The organism is Leucobacter luti, from assembly GCF_050310065.1.
GTDB lineage: Bacteria > Actinomycetota > Actinomycetes > Actinomycetales > Microbacteriaceae > Leucobacter > Leucobacter luti_B.
In genome coordinates this window covers 2,163,456-2,186,821 of sequence record NZ_CP190007.1, presented here as the reverse complement: position 1 = coordinate 2,186,821, position 23,366 = coordinate 2,163,456, and the positions used below count along the sequence as shown (strand labels likewise).

The window sequence follows — 23,366 nt, the reverse complement described above, 5'->3', positions numbered from 1 at the left end:
GAATGCGAGTTCTGCTGACCCTGCTCGTCTGCCTGAGAAGGGCGAGATGTCAATTCCCCGATAGCATCAGTGCTAACGCCTGATCCCGCACCTTGTGCGTCACAGGGTGGCGTGAGCCAGCACAAAGGAGCAATCGAAAAATGGGGAGAAGACCCGCGTCAGGAAAGCCGCAGCGCACCCTCGAACAGACTCTGTGGGACGCGGCGGACAAGCTCCGTGGCAACCAAGAGCCGAGCGAGTACAAGCACGTCGTGCTCGGCCTCGTGTTCCTCAAATACATCTCCGACCGCTTCGAGGAGCGCCGCGCTCAGCTCAAGGACGAGCTGGCAGTCGAGGGAATCAAGCCGGAGCGCATCGAGGGGTTCCTGGAGGACCGCGACGAGTACACGAGCCAGAACGTCTTCTGGGTGCCCGCCGCTGCGCGATGGGGCACCATCCAGGACTCGGCGAAGCAGCCCGAGATCGGCGAGCTCATCGACACCACGATGGACCTCATCGAGAAAGAGAACCCGACACTCAAGGGCGTGCTACCGCGCAACTACGGCCGCGACGGGCTCGACAAGAAGCGCCTCGGTGAGCTCGTCGACCTCATTGGCTCGATCGGCTTCACGGAGACCGATGACCATGGCGCAGACGACGTGTTGGGCCGCGTGTACGAGTACTTCCTGGGCCAGTTCGCGGGCAAGGAGACCGGCAAGGACGCAGGCGCGTTCTACACGCCACGCTCTGTCGTCAAGACGCTGGTCGAGATGCTGGAGCCCTACAAGGGCCGTGTGTACGACCCCGCGGCCGGGTCCGGCGGCATGTTCGTGCAGTCGGCCGAGTTCGTGAAGGCCCACGGCGGAAAGCGCACTGACATCTCCGTCTACGGCCAGGAGTTCACCGACACGACGTGGAAGCTCGCGAAGATGAACCTTGCGCTGCGCGGCATCGAGGCAGACATGGGTGTGCGTTCGGCGGACTCGTTCACTGAGGATCTGCACCCCGACCTGCGCGCTGACTTCGTGATCGCGAACCCGCCGTTCAACGTCTCCGATTGGTGGGACGCGAGCCTCGCGGACGACCCTCGTTGGAAGTACGGCACGCCGCCTCCTGGGAACGCAAACTTCGCCTGGGTGCAGCACTTCGTGTACCACCTGGCACCGAACGGCACGGCCGGCTTCGTGCTCGCGAACGGCTCGCTTTCATCCAAGAGCAGCGGCGAGGGCGAGATCAGACAGAGGCTCGTCGAGGCAGGCCTCGTGGACTGCATCGTGGCGATGCCGGACAAGCTGTTCTTCAACACCGGGATCCCGGTGTCGCTGTGGTTCGTCTCGAAGGGGCGCGACGGTAACGGCCACCGCGCCCGCGCTGGCGAGGTGTTGTTCATCGACGCGCGCAAGCTCGGCGACATGAAGTCACGCCGACTGCGCGTGCTGTCGGACGACGACATCGCGAAAATTGCGAACACCTACCATGAGTGGCGGAACCACGACGGCGAGTACGAGGACGTCCCCGGTTTTGCGAAGTCGGCGACGACCGAAGAGATCGAGAAGCATGACTTTGTGCTCACTCCTGGCCGTTACGTCGGCGCCGAAGAAGCTGAGGTCGACGACGAGCCTATCGACGAGAAGATCGAGCGTTTGACGAGCGAATTGTTCGCTGAGTTCGAGCGTGGACGCGAGCTTGAGGACGAGGTTCGACTTCGACTTGGTGGGCTGCAGCTATGACTATTATGCGTGACCTTGTGTCGCATTCGGTGGGAGGCGGCTGGGGCGACGATCAGCCTACAGAAGGCTCCGAAAACGTGGCTATTATTCGAGGCGCCGACTTTCCGCACGTAACGGTTGGCGACGTGTCGTCCGTGCCTTTGCGATGGGAGTCGTCACGGAAGATCCCCCAGCGCGCTCTTCAGGTAGGCGACATAATCCTCGAAGGCTCGGGTGGCACATCCGACCGCCCAACTGGTCGGACTGTTTTCGTGAGCCAGCGGCTCCTGGATCAGTTCGATGTGCCGGTCATTCCAGCGAGCTTCTGCAGGCTTGTGCGCATAGATCCCGCCAAGGCTTATCCTCACTTGGGCCCGACCCCCGGAAAGTAGACACCGTGGGGTGAACAAAAGTAGGTGTAAGCCTATCAGACCTTAAGCGGCTTGGGACTCGAACTCATCGGGAGTTTGGTACCCGCACCAAGTGTGCCGACGGCACGTGTTGTAGCGCACGCACCACCGGAAGACGTCTCTGCGGCAGATCAGTTGATTGGCGAAGGTCTTCGCATCTTTGAGGACCTCCCGCTTTAAAGCTGCGTTGAACGACTCGGCGAGCGAATTATCCGCGCTGGTTCCCACCGCGCCCATCGACTGGGCAACGCCCAAGCGCTTGCATGTTGCCTGGAACTGCGACGAGGTATACACGCTTCCATGATCCGAGTGGAAAATCGCACCATCAAGACCTCCTCGCAGGTGGGAAGCGTTTTCGAGGGCCTCTTCTACCAGTTCGGTACGCATGTGATTTGCGATAGCAAAGCCGACAAGCTTGCGAGAAAAGCAATCAATCACTGTTGCTAAGTACATGTTCGCCCCGTCTGCGATCGGCAGATACGTAATATCGCCAACCAACACACGATTGGCAGCACAGGCTGTGAAATCACGGTTCACCAAGTCTGCGAACACGCGCCGGCCTTTGTCACGCGCAGTGGTCTTGACCCTGCGCTTCTTTTGAAATCCGAACAGGTTCTGGGCCCGCATCAAACGAGCCACTCTCTTGCGATTGATGCGCTTAGCCGGAGGTGTAGTGCCGTTGTCGCGCTTGCGGTCGTTGAGTTCAGCAGTGATGCGACGAGCGCCCCAGACGCCGTTTTCAGCGTCGAAAATTGCCTGGATCTCCGCGGCCACCACAGCGTCATCTACAAGGCGCGCACGGCGCCGTGGAGCCGAGTTCTTCCACTTGTAATACGAAGACCGATTTAGCCCCAGGACTGTGCACATCCGCTTGACCGAGTAGTCGGCGAGATTGTCGTCAACGAACTGGAAGCGGATCACCAGGTCGTCTCTTCCGCAAAATACTTCGCGGCCTTACGCAGAATATCGCGCTCTTCACGAAGCCTTTTGTTTTCGCGTTCTAGCTGGCGGATTCTTTCCGCATCAGCAAGCTTTTCTACGGGTGACGCTGCATCTTCATCCTTGGCGACGTTAGTGCCGAATTGCTTGTACCAGCATCCCAAAGTCGAGCGATTGATTCCGAGTTCTTCTGCGACCTTGCGCATTGAGGTATCCGGGTTCGACTCGAACATCGCGACGGCGTCGCGCTTGAACTGTTCCGTGTAAACCTTGCGGGGCATGGTGGTAGATTACCTTCCTTCCCAACCACACTGGCTGGAATCAGAGGTGTCTACCTAACGGGGGTCAGGTCCCTTCGTCTATTGGTGGCTGCAAGGCATGTATGCAGACGGTCGGACCTGGGCATATCAGAACAGATCGACGGGTATCGCAAACTTCCAGTTCCAGCACTTCCTGGATGCTGAAAAAGTCGAGCTGCCTAGCTGGGAAGAGCAGCGCGCGATCGCGGCGACGCTCGGCGCACTCGACGACAAGATCGAGTCCAACCGGCGGGCGATCGCGCTCAGTTTTGAGGTTGTGACCACCATGCTGAGCAGCGGGGCCGAGCATATACGTCTTGGCGACATTGCTACCGTGACGAAAGGACTTTCCTACAAGGGGGCTGGTCTTGACGACGGTACTGGGGTCGGGGCACTTCCGATGCTGAACCTAGCAAGTTTCACCACTACCGGTGAGCTGAAGAGTGCGGGGACTAAATGGTACACAGGTGCATTCAAGCCGCAGCATGCGCTTAGCCCCTGGGAAGTTGTACTTGCCAATACTGACCTGACACAGGCCCGAGAACTGCTCGGACGTGGATTCTTGGTTCCTCCGCAATACGAAGGCGCTCTCCATACCCACCACACTTCGGTTGTGAGGTTCTTTGAGAGGAGCGAATACAATCTTCTGTTGTGGGCACAGCTTCAAACCGCGGAATTCCGTGATCGAGCCAAGGGGTTTGCGACAGGCACGACAGTTGCGGCGCTACCACCTGAGGCTGTGCTTGATTTTGAACTTACCATTCCCGCTGACCTGCATGCACTCCTCGATAGGGCTCGTCTCATGATCGAGAAAGCTTGGCAGCTAGAACGCGAAAGCGAAACGCTGAAAGCTACAAGAGATGAGTTGCTCCCAGAACTCCTCTCCGGCCGAATCAGGGCTGCCGACCTAGAGGTCGCCCCATGACCTCCTTCAACGAGAACGTCGTCGAGCAAGCCGCGATGGAGTACTTCGCGGAGCTCGGTTGCGCCGTGCTGCACGGGCCCGACATCGCGCCGGGTGAGCCCGCCAGCGAGCGCGAGTCCTACGAGGATGTGATCCTCTGGGGGCGCCTCCGCGAGGCGATGCGACGTATCAACCCCGACGCGACCCCTGCGCTGATCTCCGAGGCGATCAAGTCATTCCAGCGCGCCGAGTCACAGAGCGCGATCGACGAGAACGCGCGCGTGCACAAGCTGATTGTCGAGGGCGTGCCTGTGGAGCACCGTGACTCTGACGGCTTGCTCCGAACGACCCGGCTTCAGCTCGTCGACTTCGACGTTCCGAGCAATAACGACTGGGTCGCGATCAACCAGTTCACGATCGTGGAGAACGACAAGAAGCGCCGTCCTGACGTGCTCGTCATGCTGAACGGCCTGCCTGTCTCGCTGCTTGAGTTGAAGAACCCTGCATCGGAGAACGCGACGCTGAAGTCAGCGTGGAACCAGGTGCAGACGTATCGGCACGACATCCCGTCGGTGTTCGTGCCGAACGCGGTGACGGTGATCTCGGACGGCATGTCGGCCGCGATGAGCAGCTACTCAGGAGCGTTCGAGCACTACGCGCCGTGGAAGACGATCGAGGGCCGCGAGGTCGTGACCGACCGGCCCGCGCTTGAGGTGCTCGTCAAAGGAGTGTTCGAGCCCGGGCGGTTCCTCGACATCCTGAAGAACTTCGTCGTGTTCAGCGACGAGACGGTGACCGACAAGAGCACCGGTCAGCCGACGCGCACCGTCGTGAAGCGCGTATCGAAGTACCACCAGTACTGGGCTGTGAATGCCGCCGTGGAGTCGACCGTTGTTGCTTCGCGCCCCGACGGCGACCGTCGTGGCGGCGTGGTGTGGCACACGCAGGGCTCGGGCAAGAGCTTCGAGATGGTGTTCTACGCGGCGAAGATCATGCGGGACCCGCGCATGGCGAACCCGACGCTCGTGTTCATCACCGACCGCAACGACCTGGACGACCAGCTGTTCGGCGAGACGTTCGCGCCGGCGCGCATCTTGCCAGAGACACCGGTGCAGGCGTCGACGCGCTCTGATCTCCGCGAGAAACTCAGGCGGGCGTCCGGCGGCATCGTGTTCACCACGCTGCAGAAGTTCGCGCCCGGCGAGGACGGCGACACGAACCCTGTGCTCACTGACCGCAGGAACGTGGTCGTGATCGCCGACGAGGCGCACCGCAGCCAGTACGGCTTCGGCGAGACGCTCGACCGCCATGGCAGGCTGAAGGCGGGCCTCGCGAAGCACATGCGCGATGCGCTGCCCGGGGCGACCTATCTCGGATTCACGGGCACTCCGATCGAGTCGAACGACAAGTCGACCCGTGCCGTGTTCGGCGACTACATCGACGTCTACGACCTCACCAGGGCGGTCGACGATGGCGCGACGGTGAAGATCTTCTACGAGTCCCGGCTCGCTCGGGTGGAGCTCTCAGAAACTGATCTCGCTGCGCTCGACGACCTCGCCGACGAGGTCACTGAGACGGTGGAGGAAGACACCGCGACCGCCGCGAAGTCGCGCTGGTCGCGGCTGGAGGCGATTGTTGGCTCGGAGTCGCGGCTCGATCGTGTGGCGCAGGACATCGTCGACCACTGGGAGAAGCGCCGCGAGGCGATGCTCGGCAAGGGCATGATCGTCGCCATGAGCCGTCGCATCGCCGTGCGCCTCTACGAGAAGATCGTCGCACTCAGGCCCGACTGGCACTCGGACGATCCCGAGAAGGGGAGGATCAAGGTCGTCATGACCGGGTCTGCCGCTGACCCTGCCGAGTTCCAGCCGCACATCCACTCGAAGGACGTGCGTAAGGACTTGAAGCTCCGGGCGAAGAACGCCGACGACCCCCTGGAGCTCGTGATCGTGCGCGACATGTGGCTCACCGGCTTCGATGCGCCCTCGATGCACACGATGTACGTCGACAAGACGATGCAGGGCGCTGGTCTGATGCAGGCGATCGCCCGCGTGAACCGAACGTTCCGCGACAAGCCCGGCGGGCTGATCGTGGACTACATCGGGCTCTTCGCGAATCTGCAGGACGCGCTGCAGGAGTACTCGCCGTCGGACCGGGACCAGGCGGGCGTGCCGATCGAGGAGATCGTCAATGCGATGTTGGAGAAGCACGACGTCGTTCACGGCATCCTGCACGGCGTCCCCTACGACTCCTCGCCCGGGCTGTCGTCGTCTCAGCGCCTCGCGGAGTACGCGAAAGTACTCGACTTCGTGATGGCGGAGCCGGACCGCACAAAGCGCTTCAACGACGAGGTGCTCGCGCTGGCGAAGGCGTTCGCGCTGGCCGGCGCGCGCGACGAGGCCACGGCGATCCGCGACGACGTGCGTCTGTTCACGGACGTGCGCGCGGCGATCCTGAAGATCCTGAACCCCGACTCGGGCCGCGGAGGCTCTGGCGCGGTGGAGATCGATACCGCGCTCGGGCAGCTGCTCAACGAGGCTGTTGCCGCCGAGGACGTCGTGGACGTCTACAAGCTGGCGGGCGTCGAGACGCCGGAGATCTCGATCCTGAGCGACGAGTTCCTGGACTCTCTCGCGGGCAAAGACAAGCCGAACCTCCAGATGGGGCTGCTCCGAAAGATCCTGAACGACCAGATCCGCACGGTGCAGCGCAAGAACATTGTGCAGGGACGGAAGTTCTCGGAGATGCTCGATGAGGCAGTGAAGCGGTACACGAACAGATCTCTGTCTACTGCTGAGATCATCGCCGAGCTCGTGAAGCTCGCGAAGCAGGTCCGCGACGACCAGAGCCGATTCGAGCAGCTGGGCCTGCGTGAGGACGAGGTGGCGTTCTACGACGCGGTGGCGCAGAACGACTCCGCGGTGCTGGAGCTCGGCGACGAGACGCTCAAGGCCATCGCGCGGGACCTCGTGAAGTCGGTGCAGCAGTCGGCGACTATCGACTGGAACCTGAAGGAGTCGGTGCTGGCAGCGATGCGCTCGAAGGTGCGCAGGATACTTGCGCGCTACGACTATCCGCCGGATGCCGAGGAGACCGCGGTCGAGTTCGTGCTGAAGCAGGCGGAAGTGTTCGCTTCGGCGGCATAATGCCGTCAAGCAGTACAGACCTGGAGGAGTGAAGAACAAGGAACGAACCACAGCCGTCCAACGCTGCACGATTCATCGACGCGTACAACCGAGTAGACCGCCAGCTCGAAGGGAAGCAGTCTAACACCGATTACGTCTCTTTTTCGAAGCGGGTCCGAGCCAGCAAGCTCCCGGTCGCTCCGACGCGAGACGTGTTCCTCGACTACGCGGAGCTGCGCAATGCGATCCTTCACACGAGGGGTTCTCACACCGGCGATCCGATCGCGGAACCGAGTGACAAAGTCGTTGAGGAGTTCGAACGGATCGCGGATCAGCTCGAGAACCCTCCCCGAGTCGCTTCGGTGATGCCGAACCGGCAAGTCGGCCTGCTCGACGAGGCAAGCGAATGCGCAGAGTTCCTCGATCTCGTGAGGGAGCACAACTTCTCACAGGCTCCTGTCCGCATGGGCGATGGGAGCCTGGACCTGATCACCACCAACGCTGTGGCACGATGGCTCGCTTCCGAATACAAGGCGTTCTCGGGTACTGCGATCGAGCACGCTTCGTTGGGCGAGGTCCTCAAGTTCTCAGAGGCGGAGGACAAAGTCCTCGTGCGCTCACGCGAGATGACTGTGGTCCAGGCCTGGCGCGTCTTCGCAGGTCTGGAGAACAACACCCCTCCCCAGACACCCGCGATCACCCATTCCGGGAAGGTCAGCAAGAAGCCGCTGGCTCTCGTCGTCCGCTCGGACCTTCCCGCGCTCCTGAAGGTGCTTCTATCGCTTTACGGCGAGCGCCGCTCTCGACGTCTGTGGTATGGTCCCTCCTACGTTCAAGAGTCGTGACCGTAGGTACCTGGCCGGTCGCGCGACAACCCGAATCCATCGATTTCCGGGTGTCCCAGGGGAAGAACGGGCGGCAGGTGAACTCAGGTCGCAAGATTCGATGGGGTGATGCCCCGGAGAGGGGCTGTTCTCATGTCCTTCACAACAAAGCGCCAGCTACCTGATAGTGAGTGGTGGAGCGTTCTCGGGCGGCGAGCCATACCCAGCCGCGTCATGGGCGGGCATGCCGAGCGGATGCTCCGTGAGTACCCGCCCATCAGTTTCGTGTCCAAGGACGATGACGGGCCGCTCAGCCTGATGCAGGTCGCAGCCATGATCGAAGCAGCGGCGCAGGAACACGAGCAGCAGCGTGAACTCGCTGCGATCGAGCGCCGCGAAGCCGATCTGGCCGAGTTCGAGGCGGCGTTCGATCAGCCGAACGCCGGCGACGTCGTGGAACATGGCCGCTGGTCCGGAATGACTCTGGGAGAAGCAACAGCCTGGTGCTGGAATCTGTTCCAGTACGAGCCGCACGGCTTCGTGCACCCTGGTTCCCAGGTGCGCGCAGAAGCTCTGGCGACGATTCGCTCAGGCGGCTTGCCAGAGGTCTTCGGGTATCCCGAGCGGGTGCGAGAGCTCACCGAGAAGGGCATGACGGCTCGACGTTACCGCCAGCTCCGCGAGGAGCTGGGCTCGCCGCTGTTCGATCCAGCAGAGTCTCGGCGCGGCTGAGCGCGGTGCGACGGCAAGTAGCGCAGGGTAACTCGGGCGGACCTAAGAGTCCCCATACCTCTGGCCTACTCGAAGTAGTCCTCGTCGATCTCTACCGCGCTGAACTTCTGCTGCTCCTGCACCCCGACGCGGTAGGCGATCATCAGCTCAACGAGTTTGGCTCCGTCGATGAGGATGATGCGCGATTGCACCTTCTTCGCGTAGTCGATCGCACCAGAGGTGAACGCGCTCGTGGTGAGGAACACGCCGCGTGAGGCTCCGAAGCCGTGGAGAGCCCCAACGAAGGCCTGGATCGGTTCGCGACCGACGTTGTTGCCCTCCTTGTAGCGCTTCGCCTGGATGTAGACCTGGTCGAGGCCGAGGGCGTCCTGGTCGATGAGCCCGTCGATGCCCTCGTCGTTCGAACCGCCGATGCGACGGCCTCGCTGGGCGGCTCCGCCGTATCCCATCTTGAGGAGCAGGTCAACGACTGCCTGCTCGAAGAAGTCGGGGTGGCTGTCGCGGAGGCGGTCGAGCAGGTCGTCGCCGACTCTCGCCTCGATGCGTGCGACGGCATCCTCGATCACCTCGATGGGATCTGAGATCCCGTCTGACGACTGCTGCGCAAGCGCTGCCGACGGGCTGGAAGCCTTGGACTTCTCGGGCCAGAACGGGGCGAAGACCTCGCGGGCCAGGGCATAGTCGAATCCCTGGGGGTACTTCGCGAGCGCTGCCCTGCCGGCATCGTTGATCAAATAATGCCCACGCTCGGGGCGATCGACCCATTGCGCCTTCCCGAGGTGGCTCAGGACCCACCCCATTCGCTGCTCATACCGGGTGCCGCCCGACTTCAGCGTTTCAGCACGGGCGTCATCGCTGATGTCTGCGTGCGCGGCGACGGCGTCAAAGACCTCCCTGCGCTGACGGCTTCGGCCATCGGAGAGGATCTGGAGTGTAGGCACGACGAACTCGGGCCAGATCGGGACGAGCGAGACTTCTTCGGGCATGGAAACATTATCTCAGGCTGGCTCATCCCTCCATGAAGACGACGCGGATTACGGCAAACGAGCCGCACGATGCTCTTGAACATGCCGCTAGTCTTCTTGGTGTCGACGTAGTTGCACTTCAGGTCGGACTTGTCCCAGAGGCCACTACGAGTGTTTTTTCTAGTAGAAGTCCTTGATCAGACCGACGCGCTTGTTGTTGCCAGGCCTCCTCGCCATTGTCGCATCCTGCTCACGGTCAGTATGCAGCTGGGATCGAGGTCGAATAGAATTCGAGGAGTTGCCGCGCGAAGCATCGACGAGGTCGGGTTGGGCGGGAGCCAGTAGTGCAGGCATGAGCAACAGGTCGTATCGGGACAGACTCTGAGTCGTGGTGCAACGCGCTGTACTTTCCCCATGGTCGACGGAGGGGGCTGCTGCACGTTTAGGTCACATTCGATATGGCTGGTTTCTGGTTGCCTGGAAGGATGATTATTATGCCCCCTTGTTTCCCCAAAGAGTCCCGCGATGACGTCGCCTGAGTCGCTCTCGAGCGTGGCCCTGGGGTGACGCTTGTGCAGATCGCGAAAGACTTCGGCATCCATGTCGGAACCCTCGAGAAGTGGATCCGGCAAGAGCTAGTCGAGACCAGGGAAAAGGCCGGCATCACGCGCTGAGAGAGTGAGGAATTCCAAGAATTGCGCCGCCGGAACAAGCTCCTCGAGCAAGAAGGCGAAGTCCTCCGCTGCGCGGCAGCGTATCTCTCCCAGGCTCATCTCCCGGGTACAGGCTCCTACCCGCTCGCGAGAGAGCTCGCCGACGACAAGATCCCCGTCCAGTTGTCGTGCCGGGTATTGAAGCTCTCACGCCAGCCGTACTACCGATGGCCAATCGGACCGCGTGGAGACTCTGCCGAGACCACGGCTGATGGTCAGTGTTTGGGAAGAAGAAAGCACGCGGGAAAGGGCGCAGGCCGGGCCCGCCGGCACATGATGATCTCCTGCAACGCGAGTTCGCAACGGCTGCCCCGAACGAGGTGCGGCTCTCGGACATCACAGAACACTGGACCGAGGAAGGCAAACGGTATCTCTGCGCGGTAGAAGACGTGTTTTCGAACCGGATCGTGGGGTATTCGATCGATTCACGCATGAAGTCATCGCTCGCGGTCAGTGCGCTGAACAATGCGGTGATGCGGCGCGGGAGTGTTGCTGGGTGCGTGCTGCATACGGATCGTGAGTCCGCAGTTCCGAACCCGCAAGCTCCGCCGTCTTCTCGAGCATCACGGCATGCTCGGATCTATGGGTCGAGTCGGGGCTACCGGGGATAACGTGGCGTTGGAATCGTTCTTCACTCTGCTGCAGAAGAACGTCCTGGAACGTCGCGGCTGGGCCACGCGTGACGCGCTGCGGCTCGCGGGTGTGACCTGGATCGAGCGAAACTATCATCGACGTCGCAGACAGGCCCGGCTGGGGCGTTTGACGCCGGTCGAGTATGAGGCCATCATGAACGGGCAGGTCGCACTCGCTGCCCGACACAGCGGTCACCTAAACGTGCAGCAGCCCCATACCATCAACTACGCCGGCCCGGTTCGTTTGCTTCTGCCGATAGGGAGCAAGCCGAGCACCGTGTGCGAAGGAGGAATCATCCCTTCTGCGGCTACCTGCATTCTCGTGGAATCGAGGCCGCCCAGAAACACGGTGCCAAGTGTGTTCTCAGTGACCCAAAGGTAAATGTTTTGGGCAATCAACCCTGCCTCGAACCAGCAGAAGCGTTCACCCCTCCCTGGCCCTTGATCTTCAAACGCATTGTTCGCGGCGGAAAGGTCTGCCGAGAGTATCAACACGACGGGACACTCCGTAAGCCAGTCCGCATCGAGCGTGCTCCCCGCAATGGAAGAGATGCGCTGTCCCTCTGCCGTGCAAACAAGGCTGTGTTCTGTCGGCACGTAGCGATAGACGGCAGGAACGAGCCCATCGACAGCAGCTACGACCACGGTAACCATGACGTCGTACCTTGCGTGTGCCGATCCGTAGGGCCGCCTTTGCTCGGGAACCATTCCGCCCGTAGTGCTCAGGAGCCGACTTAGAGTCACAAGATCGATACGATCACCGCGATACGACTTGCTCGACCTGCGGTGTTGCAGAAGCTCCGCGACTGCGCCGGTGTCCTGCGACAGTGGCAGGGGGACTCGGTGCCAACTTTGATTGCTATCGTTCGGGCGAGGCTCAGGATCTTGTGCCAAGTTTGCTCCGTTCGTCGAAGCCCCATCGTCTCATGCATCCACCTGCAACCGGGAGGCATCGGTTCGCCGCCTCCTTCGACGCGACCGCGATCCTGAGCCGCTGCGCGGACGCGATGGGGGAGGAGAGCCGTCTCCTGATCATCGACGGCATCGGGGGTGATCCCGCGGGGCAGGCCGAGATGGATCTCCGGATGCTGGTGCTTTGCGGAGGACGGGAACGCGGGGAGGACGAGCTCGCGAACCTCGTTGTGGCCGCGGATCGCCAGCACGGACTCAGAACGGATACCCGAACTTCGCGAGGAAGATCCCGCCCGAGACGAGCGCGAACGCGAGGAAGGTGACCCCGATCCAGGGGCAGGCCCAGCGGCTCGTGGGGTAGTCGCCGCGGACGAGCGCGGGGCGCATCGCGAGGAGGCCGATCACCTGGATCGCGGCGAGGCCGAGGTAGCTCCAGTCGGCGAACACCCAGGCCAGCGGCACGAAGTGCAGGGCGACGCAGAGGCCGATCCACCAGCCGAACCAGCGGGTTGCGCGGCGCTTGGCGAGCACGGCGCAGCCGCCGCCGATCAGGATCACCTCGGCCGCGACGACCACGCCGAAGACCCAGTAGCGGCCCTCGAGTGCCGTCTCGGTGCCCCAGTTGCGCCACACGAGCAGGCCGAAGCCGATCGCGACGAGCATGCCGAGGATCGAGCCAGCGCCGAGCCAGCCGCGCAGCCGCGGCGCCGGATCCTCCTGGGACCAGCCGAACCAGGCGCCGGCCATGAGCCCGAGCCAGGCGATCGCGAACGCCTGGTCGCGTAGGAATTCGGTAAACATGAGGCCCCCTCGCCAGTAGCTATGAATCCACTATGTCAAAGCGAGTCACCCGCTCGCTAGTTCGGCGAGGTACAGGGGAGTTCGGGTAGGCGAAGAAAAAAGTTTTAGGGGTATGATCAGGGTGTGAAGGGTCAGGATCGGCGGGCCGAGCGCGGCGGGATTCGCGGCGCGACCCGCGGCGCGAAGCGCAGCGCGCCCGCCTGGCTCCTCGGGCCAGCGCTCGTCGCGGGCGTCGCCTACCTCGATCCGGGCAACGTCGCCGTCAACATGTCGGCGGGCGCGCAGTTCGGCTACCTGCTCGTCTGGGTGCTCATCGTCGCGAACGTCGCAGCCTGGCTCGTTCAGTACCTCTCGGCGAAGCTCGGCCTCGCGACCAACCAGAGCATGGCGGAGCTCCTCGGCGACCGCTTCCGCACCCGCACCTCGCGGCTCCTCTTCGGCCTGCAGGCCCAGTTCGTCGCGATCGCGACTGACATTGCCGAGGTGATCGGGGGCGCCGTCGCGCTCTGGATCCTGTTCGACGTGCCGCTCGTCGCGGGCGCCGTGATCACCGCCGCTGTGTCGACCATTCTGCTGCTCATGCAGGCGAAGCGCGGCGCGAAGACCTTCGAGTTCACGATCATCGGGCTCATGATCGTGATCGTCATGGGGTTCTGCTACGGGCTCGTGCTGCAGCCGCCGGCGGCCGGCGACGTGCTCGGCGGCATGATCCCGCGCTTCGACGGCCCGCAATCGGTGCTCCTCGCCGCGAGCATCATGGGGGCGACCGTGATGCCGCACGCGATCTACGCGCACTCTTCGCTCGCGCGGGATCGCTTCGGCGCCGACGGCGGCGAGCGGATCCCGCTGCCGCGGCTCCTCCCCGCGACGAGGGTTGACGTCACGATCGCGCTTACGATCGCGGGCTCCGTGAACCTCGTGATGCTGCTCGTCGCGGCGACCGTGCTGCCGGGCGTCGAGGGCACCGAGAGCCTCGAGGGGGCGCACGCCGCGATCGGCGCGGCGCTCGGCCCCGTCGCCGCGGCGATGTTCGCGATCGCGCTCCTCGCCTCCGGCCTCGCGTCGACCGCGGTCGGCGCCTACGCCGGCAGCGACATCATGGGCGGGCTCTTCCGCACGAAACTCTCCCTGATCGGGCGGCGGCTCCTCACGATCATCCCGGCCATCGTCGTGCTCGCGATCGGGGTCGATCCGTCGTTCGCGCTCGTTATGAGCCAGGTCGTGCTGTCGTTCGGGATCCCGTTCGCGCTCGTGCCGCTCGTCTGGCTGACCTCGCGGCGCGAGCTCATGGGCCCGGCGACGAACAGGTGGTGGACGGCCGCGGCCGGCTGGCTCGTCGCGGCCGGGATCATCGGGCTGAACGTCGCGCTGCTCGTGCTGCAGTTCGGCGGGGCGTAGCGTCAGCGGGCGCAGGATCCTGGCGCCGCGACTGGCGAACGGCCGGCCTGCGGGCACCAGCGCCGCTACATCTCGCGCAGCTTCCGCACGTCGAAGGTCACGGCGCGCGCGACGCCGGCGCGCTTCCCGCCGTCGGCGAGGATCCCGGGGATGAAGTCCTTCGGTGCGGGGTGCCACGGCAGGTCGGCGAGGTAGGCCTTGTGCGCCGTGAGCGAGGCGACGGCCCGCTCCTCGGCGCGCTCAGAGACCTCGACGAAGCCGTTCGGCTCCGTGCCGGTGAGGAAGAGCTGTGCCGCGCCCCACGGCTCCAGGTCCTCCTCCTTCAGCATCTCGGGGAAGCTCCAGCGGTTGTCGGCGTCGCGCACGGCGTCGATCGCGGCGAGGCCCGCCGCGCGGTGGTCCGGGTGGTCGATGCCCCAGCCGACGAACAGCTCGCCCGTTCCGCAGACCACGGCGTCGGGGCGGAACACCCTGATCTCGTGCGTGATCGCGCGGCGGAGCGGGATCCCGTACTCGAGCATGCCGTCGGGGAAGTCGAGGATCGTGAGGCGCTCGACACCGACGGCGTCCGTCGCGTCGCGCTGCTCGAGCGCGCGGAGCGGCCCGGCCTCCTCCGGCGGGCGCTGCATGCCGGCCTCGCCGGACGTGAGCAGGAGGTATCCCACCTCGATGCCCTGCGAGGTCCACTCGGCGACGGCCGCGGAGGTGCCGTACTCGGCGTCGTCGGGGTGCGCCACGACGACGAGGATCCGCTCGATGCCTGTGGTGTCGATCGGGGTGAGCTTCTGTTGCTGCTGAGCATCATCGGTCATGCCCCCACCCTACGCTGCCCAACCGGCAAGGGGTGTGGGTAGGGTTGCTGCATGACGGTGTCGCGGAGGCAAAGCATTGGGCGCGACGCCCTGCTCGTCGGCGTCGGGGGAGCGGCGGGCGCACTCGCCCGCGCAGGGGTGGGCGCCGTGCTGCCCGGCCCCATCGGCACGCTCGCCGTGAACGTGCTCGGCGCATTCCTCCTCGGCCTCCTGCTCGAGCGCTTCCCCGGCGCCCCGCGCGCCCGCCTGCTGCTCGGCACGGGCGTCATGGGCGGCTTCACCACCTACAGCCTGCTCGCGGTCGACGTCGCGCAGTTCACGCTCGACTCCCAGCTCGCGGCCGCAATCGGCTACGCCGCCGCCACGCTCATCCTCGGCGGGCTCGCGAGCTGGCTCGGGATCCTGGCCGGCCGCGCCGGCCGCGCAGGCCGCACGGAGCCGGCCGCATGACCGCGCTCATGGCCATCGGCATCGCGGTCGCTGGCGGCCTCGGCGCGGCCTCCCGCTTCGCGCTCGATTCCTGGATCAAAGCCCTCACCGGGGGAAAATTCCCGTGGGGCATCGCCGTCGTGAACCTCACCGGCTCGTTCGCGCTCGGGATCCTCGCCGGCCTCGCGCTCGCCGAGCCCGCCGCCGCGATACTCGCGACCGGCTTCCTCGGCGGCTACACGACGTTCAGCACGGCGAGCGTCGACAGCGTCCGGCTGCTCCAGGAGCGCAGATACGGCGCCGCCCTCGCGAACGGCCCGGGGCTCATCGCCGCGGCCGCCGCCGTCGCGCTGCTCGGGATCCTGCTCGGGCGCGGGATCGCCGCCGCCTAGAGTGACGGAGCCCGCAGCGCTCAGCAAGAAATCTGCACCCAACTTCACGTTTTTGGGCAGACGGCCGAGCTGAGCGCAGAACTCGCCGTGGGCGCAGGAGCGAGCGACGCGGGCCTACCGCACGCGCCGCGGGGCGAAGCGCAGCTCCGGATCCGCATACGCGGCCTGCGCCTCGACGAGCTGGAGCTCGCGGTGTCCGTGCCCGAGCGTCAGCTCGAGCAGCGAGAACACGCTCGCGGTCGTTCGCGCGAGCGCAACCGCGGCGTCGCCGGACTCGCGGAAGTGCGCCGTGAACAGGGCCGCGGTCACGTCGCCCGAGCCGCTCACCTTGCCGGGGAGGAGCGGCGTCTCGACGATCCAGGCCCCCGCGGGCGTCGCCGCGAGCATCTCGATCGTGGGGGCGCCGCCCGCTTGCCGCTCGGGCCGCTCGACGCTCGTCACGAGCACCGTCTGGGGGCCGAGCGCCATCGCGGCGTCGACCGACGCGAGCGTCGACTCGAGCGTGTCTGGCGAGGTGCCCGTGATGAAGCCGAGCTCGAACTGGTTCGGCGTGATGAGGTCGGCGCGCGGCACAACTCGGTCCCGGATCAGGTCCTGCACGGCGGGCGCGACGTGGCAGCCGGACTTCGCGTTGCCGAGCACGGGGTCGCAGGCGTAGATCGCGCCGGGGCTCTGCCGCTTCACGCGCTCGACCGCGTCGAGGATCGCGTCGCCGATGTCGTCGCCGCCCTGGTAGCCGGAGAGCACGAAGTCGACGCCCTCGAGCCCGCCGCGCTCCTCGATCCCGAGCACGATCTCGCGCACGTCGTCGCCCGAGAGCATCGGCCCCCGCCAGGCCCCGTAGCCCGTGTGGTTCGAGAAACACACGGTGGAGATCGGCATGACCTCAACGCCGATCCGCTGCAGCGGGAAGACCGCGGCGGAATTGCCGACGTGACCGTAGGAAACGGAGGACTGGATCGAGAGAACACGCATGCGTCGATCCTGCCACTGGTCCAGCAGCTAGACCAGAATCCGCGATCTCGGGTGGACCAATCGGGGCCGACGCCTCAGATGGCCCGATCCGGCGTCAGGATCCCGTTCGGGTCGAGCGCGCGCTTGATCCCGCGCTGCACGTCGAGGGCCACGGCGTCCTGCTGCCACGGCAGCTCGTGCCGCTTGACCGAGCCGATCCCGTGCTCGCCTGAGATCGTGCCGCCGAGCGCGAGCGCGAGCTTCGTGATGTCGTCGATCACGGCGTCGGCGGCCGCGATGCCCGCGGGCGTGTCGGGGGACTCGACCGTGCTGTGCAGGTTGCCGTCGCCGGCGTGCGCGACGCTCGACACCCGCAGCCCGTGCCGGCTCGAGATCGCCTTGATCCCGTGGAAGATCTCGGCGAGCTTCGAGACCGGGACGCCGATGTCGCAGGAGATCTTGAGGCCGCGCGCGTTGAGCGCGGGGTTCGAGAGCCTGCGCGCCTCGAGCAGCTGATCCGAGTCCGAAATGTCCGCGTCATCGGCGCCGTGCTCGACGCAGGTGCGCGCGATCTCCTCGGCCTTCGCGAGGGAGTCGAGCCCCACGGTCTGACCGACGAGCATCGCGCCACCAGGCACCCGGAGCCCGCTCGGGTGGAAGGACTCGATGATCTCGACGCTGAGCGCGTCCATGAGCTCCAGTACCTCGGGATCGGCCGGGCCGTTCACGATCGCGGTCACGGCGCGGCCGGCGTCCTCGACGCGCGCGAAGCTCGCGCGGAACGTGCGGGGCGTGCCCTCCGGCACGGTCTTCAGCCGCACGGTCGCCTCGGTCACGATCCCGAGCGTCCCCTCGGAGCCGACGAAGAGCCTGGTCAGGTCGTATCCGACGACGTTCTTGCGGGTGCGCGCGCCCGTCCGCATGACGCGCCCGTCCGCGAGCACGACCTCGAGGCCAGCGATCCAGTCGCTCGTGACGCCGTGCGCCACGCAGCGCAGGCCGCCGGCGTTCGTCGCGATGTTGCCGCCGACCGAGCAGGTGCGCGCGCTCGCGGGATCCGGCGGGAAGAAGAGTCCCTCCTCCCGGCACGCGGCGTCGAGCTCGGCCGTGATCACGCCCGGCTGCACGACCGCGAGCCGGTCGTCCGCATCGATGCTCAGGATCCGGTTCATCCGCTCGAGTGAGATCACGAGGCCGCCGTCGTAGGCGTTCGCCCCGCCCGTGAGCCCGGTGCCTGCGCCGCGCACGCTCACCCGGGTGCCGGTCTCGTTCGCCCAGGCGAGGGCCGCGGAGACGTCGCCCGTGCACTCCGCCAGCACGACCGCGACGGGGAGGCCCTCCGGGGCCGCGCGCGAGGTGTCCCTCGCGCAGCGCGCGATGACCTCCGGATCGGTCGAGAGCCTGGCTTCCAATCGTGCGGCGAGATCCTGCAGGCCGTCCATCACACCTCCTGGTTGTGCGTACGTCCCGATTGTATTGACTTTCGCGGGGCGGTTGCCGGATCCGGATCCCGCACCTGCGCCGTGGGAGGATGGATCGCATGACCGAACCGCGCGGCGCAGGCCGCTACGCGCCGAGCCCATCGGGGGATCTGCACCTCGGAAACCTCCGCACGGCGCTCCTCGCGTGGCTCTTCGCGCGGTCGAGCCGCCGGCGCTTCCTGATGCGCGTCGAGGACCTCGACCGGGCGCGCGACGCAGGCACCGCCGCGAGTCAGCTCGCCGATCTCGAGCGGCTCGGGATCGACTGGGACGGCGAGGCCGTGCTGCAGACCGAGCTCGGCGCCGGGCACGAGGCCGCGATCGCGCGGCTCGCCGAGGCGGGGCTTGTCTACGAGTGCACCTGCTCGCGGAAGGATATCCTCGCCGCGCCGACCGCCCCGCACGCGCCGCCGGGCGCCTACCCCGGCACCTGTCGTGAGCTGAGCGAGGATGCGCGGGCCGCAGCCCGCGCGGCGATCGCGCCCCGGCTGCCGGCGCTCCGCCTGCGCGTCCCTGAGGGCACGGCCGCCCCCGAGTTCGACGACCTGATCCTCGGCCGCGTGCGCGGCGACATCGACGACCTCGTGCTGAAGCGCGGCGACGGCACGGTCGCCTACAACCTCGCGGTCGTCGTCGACGACGCCGAAATGGGCGTCGACCAGGTGGTGCGCGGCGACGACCTCGCGCCGTCGACCCCCAGGCAGATCCTGCTGCAGCGGCTGCTGGGCTACGAGGAGCGCGGCATGGCCGTCGCCGAGTACGCCCACGCGCCGCTCGTGCTCGGGCCGAGTGGGGCGCGCCTCGCGAAGCGCGACGGCGCCGTCACGCTCGCGCGGCTGCGCGACTCCGGGGTCGCCGACGCGGAGGTGCTTTCCGTGCTCGCGGAATCGCTCGGGCTCGCGGTGCCGGGGGAGCGGGTGACTCCGGCCGGCATGCTTGCGCGCTTCGACCCGGCTGCGCTGCCGCGCGAGCCGTGGACGTGGGATCCGGGGGTGTTCGGCGGGCAGTAGCGGGTTCGCCGCGCGGCCGGGTCCTCGGCGCCTAGCGCTTGAGCACGCGGATGACCCGCGCGAGCGCGCGCCCGGCGACGCAGACGAACGGGATCCCGACAGCGAGGAGCGCGATGAGGTTCGGCTCGAACTTCGTGACGCCGTCGCGCGTGACGTAGGCGCCGATCGGCACGGCGTAGCCGCCGCCCCCGCCGCCCGAGCCCTCGGCGCCGCCGTCGGGGCCGCCGCCCTCACCCGCGCCGAAGCCGTAGCCGGCGCACGCGACGGGCATGACCGTGGTGCCGTCGATCTCGATGGGATCGCCGTAGGCCGTGTTCACGCCGACCTTCGTGACCGTGTCTGCAAGCTGATTCGTGAGATTCGCCATGTCGACAGCCTAACCCTCAGTCCTGATCAGCGGCAGTGCCGTGGCGCGAAACCCTCATCGCGCTCGGCTGCGGGCGCTTCGGCTCGATGTTGTCGCCGGACGAGACGTGCTTGATCCGGCGGATCACCCACGGGACCAGGTGCTCGCGCGCCCACACGACGTCCTCCGTGCGGGCCTTGCGCCAGCCGCGCACGGGGACCGGCGGCGGGTCGAGCGGTGCGAGATCGTGCGGCACGTTCAGGGCGTCGAGGGCGGCGCGCGCGATCGTGTGGTGGCCGAGCGCGTTCAGGTGCAGACGATCGCCCGCCCAGTAGCGGCTGTCCTGCAGCTCCTCGAGCGCCCACTGGTCGACCACGACGGCATCGTGCCGCTTCGCGACCTTGCGCACGTTCTCGTTGAAGATCGCGACCTTGCCCCGGATCGTGCGGAAGACCGGCTGGAACGCCGTGTCGACGCCCGTGAAGATGAGGATCGTCGCGCCGCTCTCCGAGAGGCGCTCGATCACGCGATCGAGCTTCGCCGCGACCTCGTCGGGGTCGGTTCCGGGGCGGATCACGTCGTTGCCGCCCGCGCAGATGCTGATGAGATCCGGCCGCAGATCGAGGGCGGCGGACACCTGCTCCTCGGAGATCTGCTGGATCAGCTTGCCGCGCACCGCGAGATTGGCGTACGCGAACTCGTCGTCATACGAGCTCAGGACCTCGGCGAAGCGATCGGCCCAGCCGCGCAACCCGCCCGGGCTGTCAGCGTCGGGATCCCCAACCCCCTCCGTGAAGGAGTCGCCGATCGCCACGAATCGCGACCACGGAAGTTCGATCTGATCCCGATCCTCTGCCACTGGGTCCCCTTGCCGTCCGTTTGCGGTGTGTCGCCAGCCCCGGCCCCGGACTCGGAGCATGCGTGCGACCTTCAGCGATAGTCTAGAGCGTTGTGACAGATTCGGACCCAGGTCTCCACCTCCCGGGAACGAGTGCCGCCGAACACCTGCCCCCGGCATACCCGGAGCGCGCAGCGCACGGCACCGCCGGCACCCTCCGGGCGTGGCAGGAAGAAGCGATCCGGAAGTACCTCGAGGCAGGGCCCAGGGACTTCCTCGCCTCGGCGACCCCCGGCGCAGGCAAGACAACCTTCGCGCTCAGGCTCGCCTCGATCCTGCGGGCAAACCACACCGTCTCCCAGATCGTCGTCGTCGCGCCGACCGAGCACCTGAAGACCCAGTGGGCCGACGCCGCAATGCGGGCCGGGATCAGGCTGAACCCCTACTACTCCAACAGCGACGGGCTCGGCTACGGCCGGCACTACCACGGGGTCGCCGTGACGTACGCGCAGGTCGCGATGAAGCCGATCCAGCACCGCCTGCTCACCGAGAGCACCGACACGCTCGTGATCCTCGACGAGGTGCACCACGGCGGCGACGCGCTCAGCTGGGGCGACGCGATCCGCGAGGCGTACGGATCCGCCCGCCGCAGGCTCTCCCTCACGGGCACCCCGTTCCGCTCCGACGACGCGCCCATCCCGTTCGTCGAGTACGCCCCGCAGGGCGACGGATCCCGCCTCTCGCTCACCGACTACGACTACGGCTACGGCCGCGCGCTCGCTGACGGCATCGTCCGCCCCGTCATCTTCATGGTCTACGCGGGCAAGATGCGCTGGCAGACCTCGGCCGGCGAGGAGATGGAGGCGAGCCTCGGCGAGGGCAACACGAAGGACATCACCTCGCAGGCGTGGCGCACCGCCCTCGACCCCTCGGGCGAGTGGATCTCGAAGGTGCTGCGCGCCGCCGACCGGCGCCTCACCGAGGTGCGGCAGCAGATCCCGGACGCGGGCGGCCTCGTGATCGCGACGGATCACGCCGCGGCGAAGTCGTACGCGGCGCAGCTGCACGAGATCACTGGGGAGGAGGTCGCGCTCATCCTCTCCGATGACTCGGGCGCCTCGGAGCGCATCGAGGAGTTCTCGAAGGGCGACTCGCGCTGGATGGTCGCCGTGCGCATGGTGTCGGAGGGCGTCGACGTGCCGCGCCTCGCCGTCGGCGTGTACGCGACGAGCTCGTCCACCCCGCTCTTCTTCGCCCAGGCGATCGGGCGCTTCGTGCGATCCCGCCGCCGCGGCGAGGTCGCCTCCGTGTTCATCCCGAACGTGCCGGCCCTCATGCAGCTCGCCGCGGAGCTCGAGAAGGAGCGCAACCACGTGCTCGAGGGGCCGAAGAGCGCCGAGGAGATGTGGGACGCCGAGGCCGCGATGATGGCCGAGGCCGAGCGCGAGGACCGCGCCTCGGAGGAGCTCGCGGACGAGGAACGCTTCGTCTACCAGGCGCTCGGATCCGACGCGCACTTCGACCGGGCCGTGTTCGACGGGGCGGAGTTCGGCGGCTACGCCGAGGTGGAGAGCGAGGAGGAGCTCGACTTCCTCGGCTTCCCCGGGCTGCTCGAGCCGCAGGAGGTGAAGGCGCTGCTGCAGCAGCGGCAGGCCAGGCAGGCCAGGCGGAGCGCGACCCGGCAAGGGATCCTGGAGCACGCCCCCCAGAAGGCCGAAGCGCCCGAGGCGCTGCACCGGACCCTCGGTGAGCAGCGGAAACTCCTGAACAGCCTCGTCGGGATGTACTCGAAGGTGTCGGGGGATCCGCACAAGGACGTCCACACCGAGCTGCGGCGCGTGTGCGGCGGGCCCGCGGTGGCGCAGGCCTCCGTGACGCAGCTGCAGAAGCGGATCGACCTGCTGCGGAGGCGGCTGCAGCCGTAGGTGGGCTCGGCGCGCGCCTTACACTGTGGGGATGAAGCGGAAGGGCGGGGTCGGAGGTGGCGCGACGCCGGCGACGCTGGCGCTTGAGCGCGCCGGGGTGTCCTTCTCTCTGCACGAGTACGCGCACGATCCGTCCGTGACCGAGTTCGGCGCGGAGGCGGCCGCCGTGCTCGGGGTCGATCCCGCGCGGGTGTTCAAGACCCTGCTCGCTTCGGTGTCCGGGGTCGGGCTCGCCGTCGCGATCGTGCCCGTCGCCGGGCAGCTCGACCTGAAGGCGCTCGCCGCAGCGCTCGGCGGCAAGCGGGCGGCGATGGCGGATCCCGCGCTCGCCGAGCGCAAGACCGGGTACGTCGTGGGTGGGATTAGCCCGCTCGGGCAGCGGACGCGGCTGCCGGTCGTCTTGGACTCCGCGGCGCTCGCGTGGCCGACCGTGTACGTGTCGGGTGGGCGGCGCGGGCTCGACGTTTCGCTCGCGCCCGCGGATCTCGCCGCCGTGACCGGGGCCGTGCTCGCGCCGATCGGGCGCGCGACGCGCGCGAGATCCCGAGCCGATTCGCAGGGTGATCCGGATCCGTGCTAAGTTATTCTCTGTTCGGCCGATGCAGGCCGGAACAGCATTCGCGCGGGTGGCGGAATTGGCAGACGCGCTAGCTTGAGGTGCTAGTGCCCGTATTAGGGCGTGGGGGTTCAAGTCCCCCCTCGCGCACGCGAATGAAGAAGCCCCGGCCTTTCGGCCGGGGCTTCTTGCGTTCCCGGGCACCCGGGCCCTCTTGCCGCTGCCTGGCGCTGCTCGCCGGGCCAGGCGCTGAGCCGCGGCCGTCGCTCCGTGATCTGCGC

The 23,366-nt window shown here is 66.4% G+C and carries 20 protein-coding genes, 1 tRNA gene, 1 pseudogene and 1 riboswitch; of the genes and pseudogenes, 13 read left to right on the top strand and 9 right to left on the bottom strand.

The genetic code is table 11. The features are described 5' to 3' along the window. The first annotated feature begins 140 nt into the window (after window positions 1–140). Window positions 141–1,709: a type I restriction-modification system subunit M gene (locus tag ACOPJ3_RS10000; protein ID WP_427869025.1), complete on the top strand. Its 1,569-nt coding sequence runs from the start codon at window positions 141–143 to the stop codon at window positions 1,707–1,709. 413 nt (window positions 1,710–2,122) lie between these two features. Here ACOPJ3_RS10000 and ACOPJ3_RS09995 read toward each other — a convergent pair. Beyond that, window positions 2,123–3,318 (bottom strand): IS3 family transposase gene (locus tag ACOPJ3_RS09995; RefSeq protein WP_226557223.1). Its coding sequence is split into 2 segments (ribosomal slippage): window positions 2,123–3,036 and window positions 3,036–3,318, totalling 1,197 coding nucleotides; the frame shifts between segments, so codons are not numbered across the junction. 97 nt (window positions 3,319–3,415) lie between these two features. On the opposite strand from ACOPJ3_RS09995, the gene ACOPJ3_RS09990 reads away from it, so the two are divergent. The 4 genes from ACOPJ3_RS09990 (at window position 3,416) to ACOPJ3_RS09975 (ending at window position 8,921) form a co-directional block, all read left to right on the top strand. Beyond that, window positions 3,416–4,261, top strand: coding sequence for a hypothetical protein (locus ACOPJ3_RS09990; RefSeq protein ID WP_427869024.1), 846 nt, complete (start codon window positions 3,416–3,418; stop codon window positions 4,259–4,261). Beyond that, the gene (locus ACOPJ3_RS09985; RefSeq protein ID WP_427869023.1) at window positions 4,258–7,386 is read left to right on the top strand and encodes a type I restriction endonuclease subunit R; all 3,129 of its coding nucleotides are present in this window, start codon (window positions 4,258–4,260) and stop codon (window positions 7,384–7,386) included. The genes ACOPJ3_RS09990 and ACOPJ3_RS09985 overlap by 4 nt, the downstream gene beginning before the upstream one ends. Before the next feature lie 191 nt (window positions 7,387–7,577). Next, window positions 7,578–8,210 (top strand): hypothetical protein, encoded by a 633-nt coding sequence (locus ACOPJ3_RS09980; protein ID WP_427869022.1) that lies wholly within the window; start codon window positions 7,578–7,580, stop codon window positions 8,208–8,210. Further along, window positions 8,196–8,313, top strand: a riboswitch (SAM riboswitch). (Overlaps the previous gene by 15 nt.) Before the next feature lie 29 nt (window positions 8,314–8,342). After that, window positions 8,343–8,921 carry a hypothetical protein gene (locus ACOPJ3_RS09975; protein WP_427869021.1) on the top strand — a complete coding sequence of 193 codons (579 nt, stop codon included), beginning with the start codon at window positions 8,343–8,345 and terminating at the stop codon, window positions 8,919–8,921. Between the two features lie 65 nt (window positions 8,922–8,986). Here the strand turns inward: ACOPJ3_RS09975 and ACOPJ3_RS09970 are convergent, their stop codons facing one another. Then, entirely contained in the window at window positions 8,987–9,907 is a 921-nt protein-coding gene (locus tag ACOPJ3_RS09970; protein ID WP_427869020.1) for a restriction endonuclease, read from the bottom strand. A gap of 473 nt (window positions 9,908–10,380) precedes the next feature. On the opposite strand from ACOPJ3_RS09970, the pseudogene ACOPJ3_RS09965 reads away from it, so the two are divergent. Beyond that, window positions 10,381–11,409 (top strand): annotated as a pseudogene (locus ACOPJ3_RS09965) (IS3 family transposase); the annotation flags it as partial. A gap of 47 nt (window positions 11,410–11,456) precedes the next feature. On the opposite strand, the gene ACOPJ3_RS09960 reads toward ACOPJ3_RS09965, so the two are convergent. Together ACOPJ3_RS09960 and ACOPJ3_RS09955 are read right to left on the bottom strand one after the other, a co-directional pair. After that, window positions 11,457–12,125: a SagB/ThcOx family dehydrogenase gene (locus ACOPJ3_RS09960; protein WP_427869019.1), complete on the bottom strand. Its 669-nt coding sequence runs from the start codon at window positions 12,123–12,125 to the stop codon at window positions 11,457–11,459. Window positions 12,126–12,398: 273 nt separating this feature from the next. Beyond that, on the bottom strand, window positions 12,399–12,944 hold the full coding sequence (locus ACOPJ3_RS09955; RefSeq protein ID WP_427869018.1) for a hypothetical protein: 546 nt from the start codon (window positions 12,942–12,944) through the stop codon (window positions 12,399–12,401). Between the two features lie 159 nt (window positions 12,945–13,103). Between ACOPJ3_RS09955 and ACOPJ3_RS09950 the strand changes: the two genes are divergently transcribed. After that, window positions 13,104–14,342 carry an Nramp family divalent metal transporter gene (locus ACOPJ3_RS09950; protein ID WP_427871213.1) on the top strand — a complete coding sequence of 413 codons (1,239 nt, stop codon included), beginning with the start codon at window positions 13,104–13,106 and terminating at the stop codon, window positions 14,340–14,342. A 65-nt stretch (window positions 14,343–14,407) separates the two neighbouring features. Here the strand turns inward: ACOPJ3_RS09950 and ACOPJ3_RS09945 are convergent, their stop codons facing one another. Then, window positions 14,408–15,154, bottom strand: coding sequence for a PIG-L deacetylase family protein (locus ACOPJ3_RS09945; RefSeq protein WP_427869017.1), 747 nt, complete (start codon window positions 15,152–15,154; stop codon window positions 14,408–14,410). Window positions 15,155–15,205: 51 nt separating this feature from the next. On the opposite strand from ACOPJ3_RS09945, the gene ACOPJ3_RS09940 reads away from it, so the two are divergent. Together ACOPJ3_RS09940 and ACOPJ3_RS09935 are read left to right on the top strand one after the other, a co-directional pair. After that, window positions 15,206–15,604 (top strand): fluoride efflux transporter FluC, encoded by a 399-nt coding sequence (locus tag ACOPJ3_RS09940; protein ID WP_427869016.1) that lies wholly within the window; start codon window positions 15,206–15,208, stop codon window positions 15,602–15,604. Then, window positions 15,601–15,975 (top strand): fluoride efflux transporter FluC, encoded by a 375-nt coding sequence (locus ACOPJ3_RS09935; protein ID WP_427869015.1) that lies wholly within the window; start codon window positions 15,601–15,603, stop codon window positions 15,973–15,975. The genes ACOPJ3_RS09940 and ACOPJ3_RS09935 overlap by 4 nt, the downstream gene beginning before the upstream one ends. A 114-nt stretch (window positions 15,976–16,089) precedes the next feature. Here the strand turns inward: ACOPJ3_RS09935 and pdxY are convergent, their stop codons facing one another. Together pdxY and ACOPJ3_RS09925 are read right to left on the bottom strand one after the other, a co-directional pair. Further along, window positions 16,090–16,950 (bottom strand): pyridoxal kinase PdxY, encoded by an 861-nt coding sequence (gene pdxY, locus ACOPJ3_RS09930; protein WP_427869014.1) that lies wholly within the window; start codon window positions 16,948–16,950, stop codon window positions 16,090–16,092. A gap of 74 nt (window positions 16,951–17,024) precedes the next feature. Next, window positions 17,025–18,371 carry an FAD-binding oxidoreductase gene (locus ACOPJ3_RS09925; RefSeq protein WP_427869013.1) on the bottom strand — a complete coding sequence of 449 codons (1,347 nt, stop codon included), beginning with the start codon at window positions 18,369–18,371 and terminating at the stop codon, window positions 17,025–17,027. 98 nt (window positions 18,372–18,469) lie between these two features. Here ACOPJ3_RS09925 and gluQRS point away from each other — a divergent pair, with 98 nt between their 5' ends. After that, a complete protein-coding gene (gene gluQRS, locus ACOPJ3_RS09920) occupies window positions 18,470–19,420 on the top strand; it encodes a tRNA glutamyl-Q(34) synthetase GluQRS (protein WP_427869012.1) in 951 nt (316 codons plus the stop codon). A gap of 31 nt (window positions 19,421–19,451) precedes the next feature. On the opposite strand, the gene ACOPJ3_RS09915 is transcribed toward gluQRS, so the two are convergent. Next, entirely contained in the window at window positions 19,452–19,787 is a 336-nt protein-coding gene (locus ACOPJ3_RS09915) for a hypothetical protein (protein WP_427869011.1), read from the bottom strand. A gap of 16 nt (window positions 19,788–19,803) precedes the next feature. Continuing rightward, window positions 19,804–20,580 (bottom strand): SGNH/GDSL hydrolase family protein, encoded by a 777-nt coding sequence (locus ACOPJ3_RS09910; RefSeq protein WP_427871212.1) that lies wholly within the window; start codon window positions 20,578–20,580, stop codon window positions 19,804–19,806. A 137-nt stretch (window positions 20,581–20,717) separates the two neighbouring features. Between ACOPJ3_RS09910 and ACOPJ3_RS09905 the strand changes: the two genes are divergently transcribed. From ACOPJ3_RS09905 to ACOPJ3_RS09895, 3 genes are all read left to right on the top strand, one after another. After that, window positions 20,718–22,529, top strand: a complete 1,812-nt coding sequence (locus tag ACOPJ3_RS09905; protein ID WP_427869010.1) for a DEAD/DEAH box helicase — start codon at window positions 20,718–20,720, stop codon at window positions 22,527–22,529. Window positions 22,530–22,560: 31 nt separating this feature from the next. Beyond that, window positions 22,561–23,109 (top strand): Cys-tRNA(Pro) deacylase, encoded by a 549-nt coding sequence (gene ybaK, locus ACOPJ3_RS09900; protein WP_427869009.1) that lies wholly within the window; start codon window positions 22,561–22,563, stop codon window positions 23,107–23,109. 40 nt (window positions 23,110–23,149) lie between these two features. Then, window positions 23,150–23,235 (top strand) — tRNA-Leu (locus ACOPJ3_RS09895). Window positions 23,236–23,366: the final 131 nt, after the last annotated feature.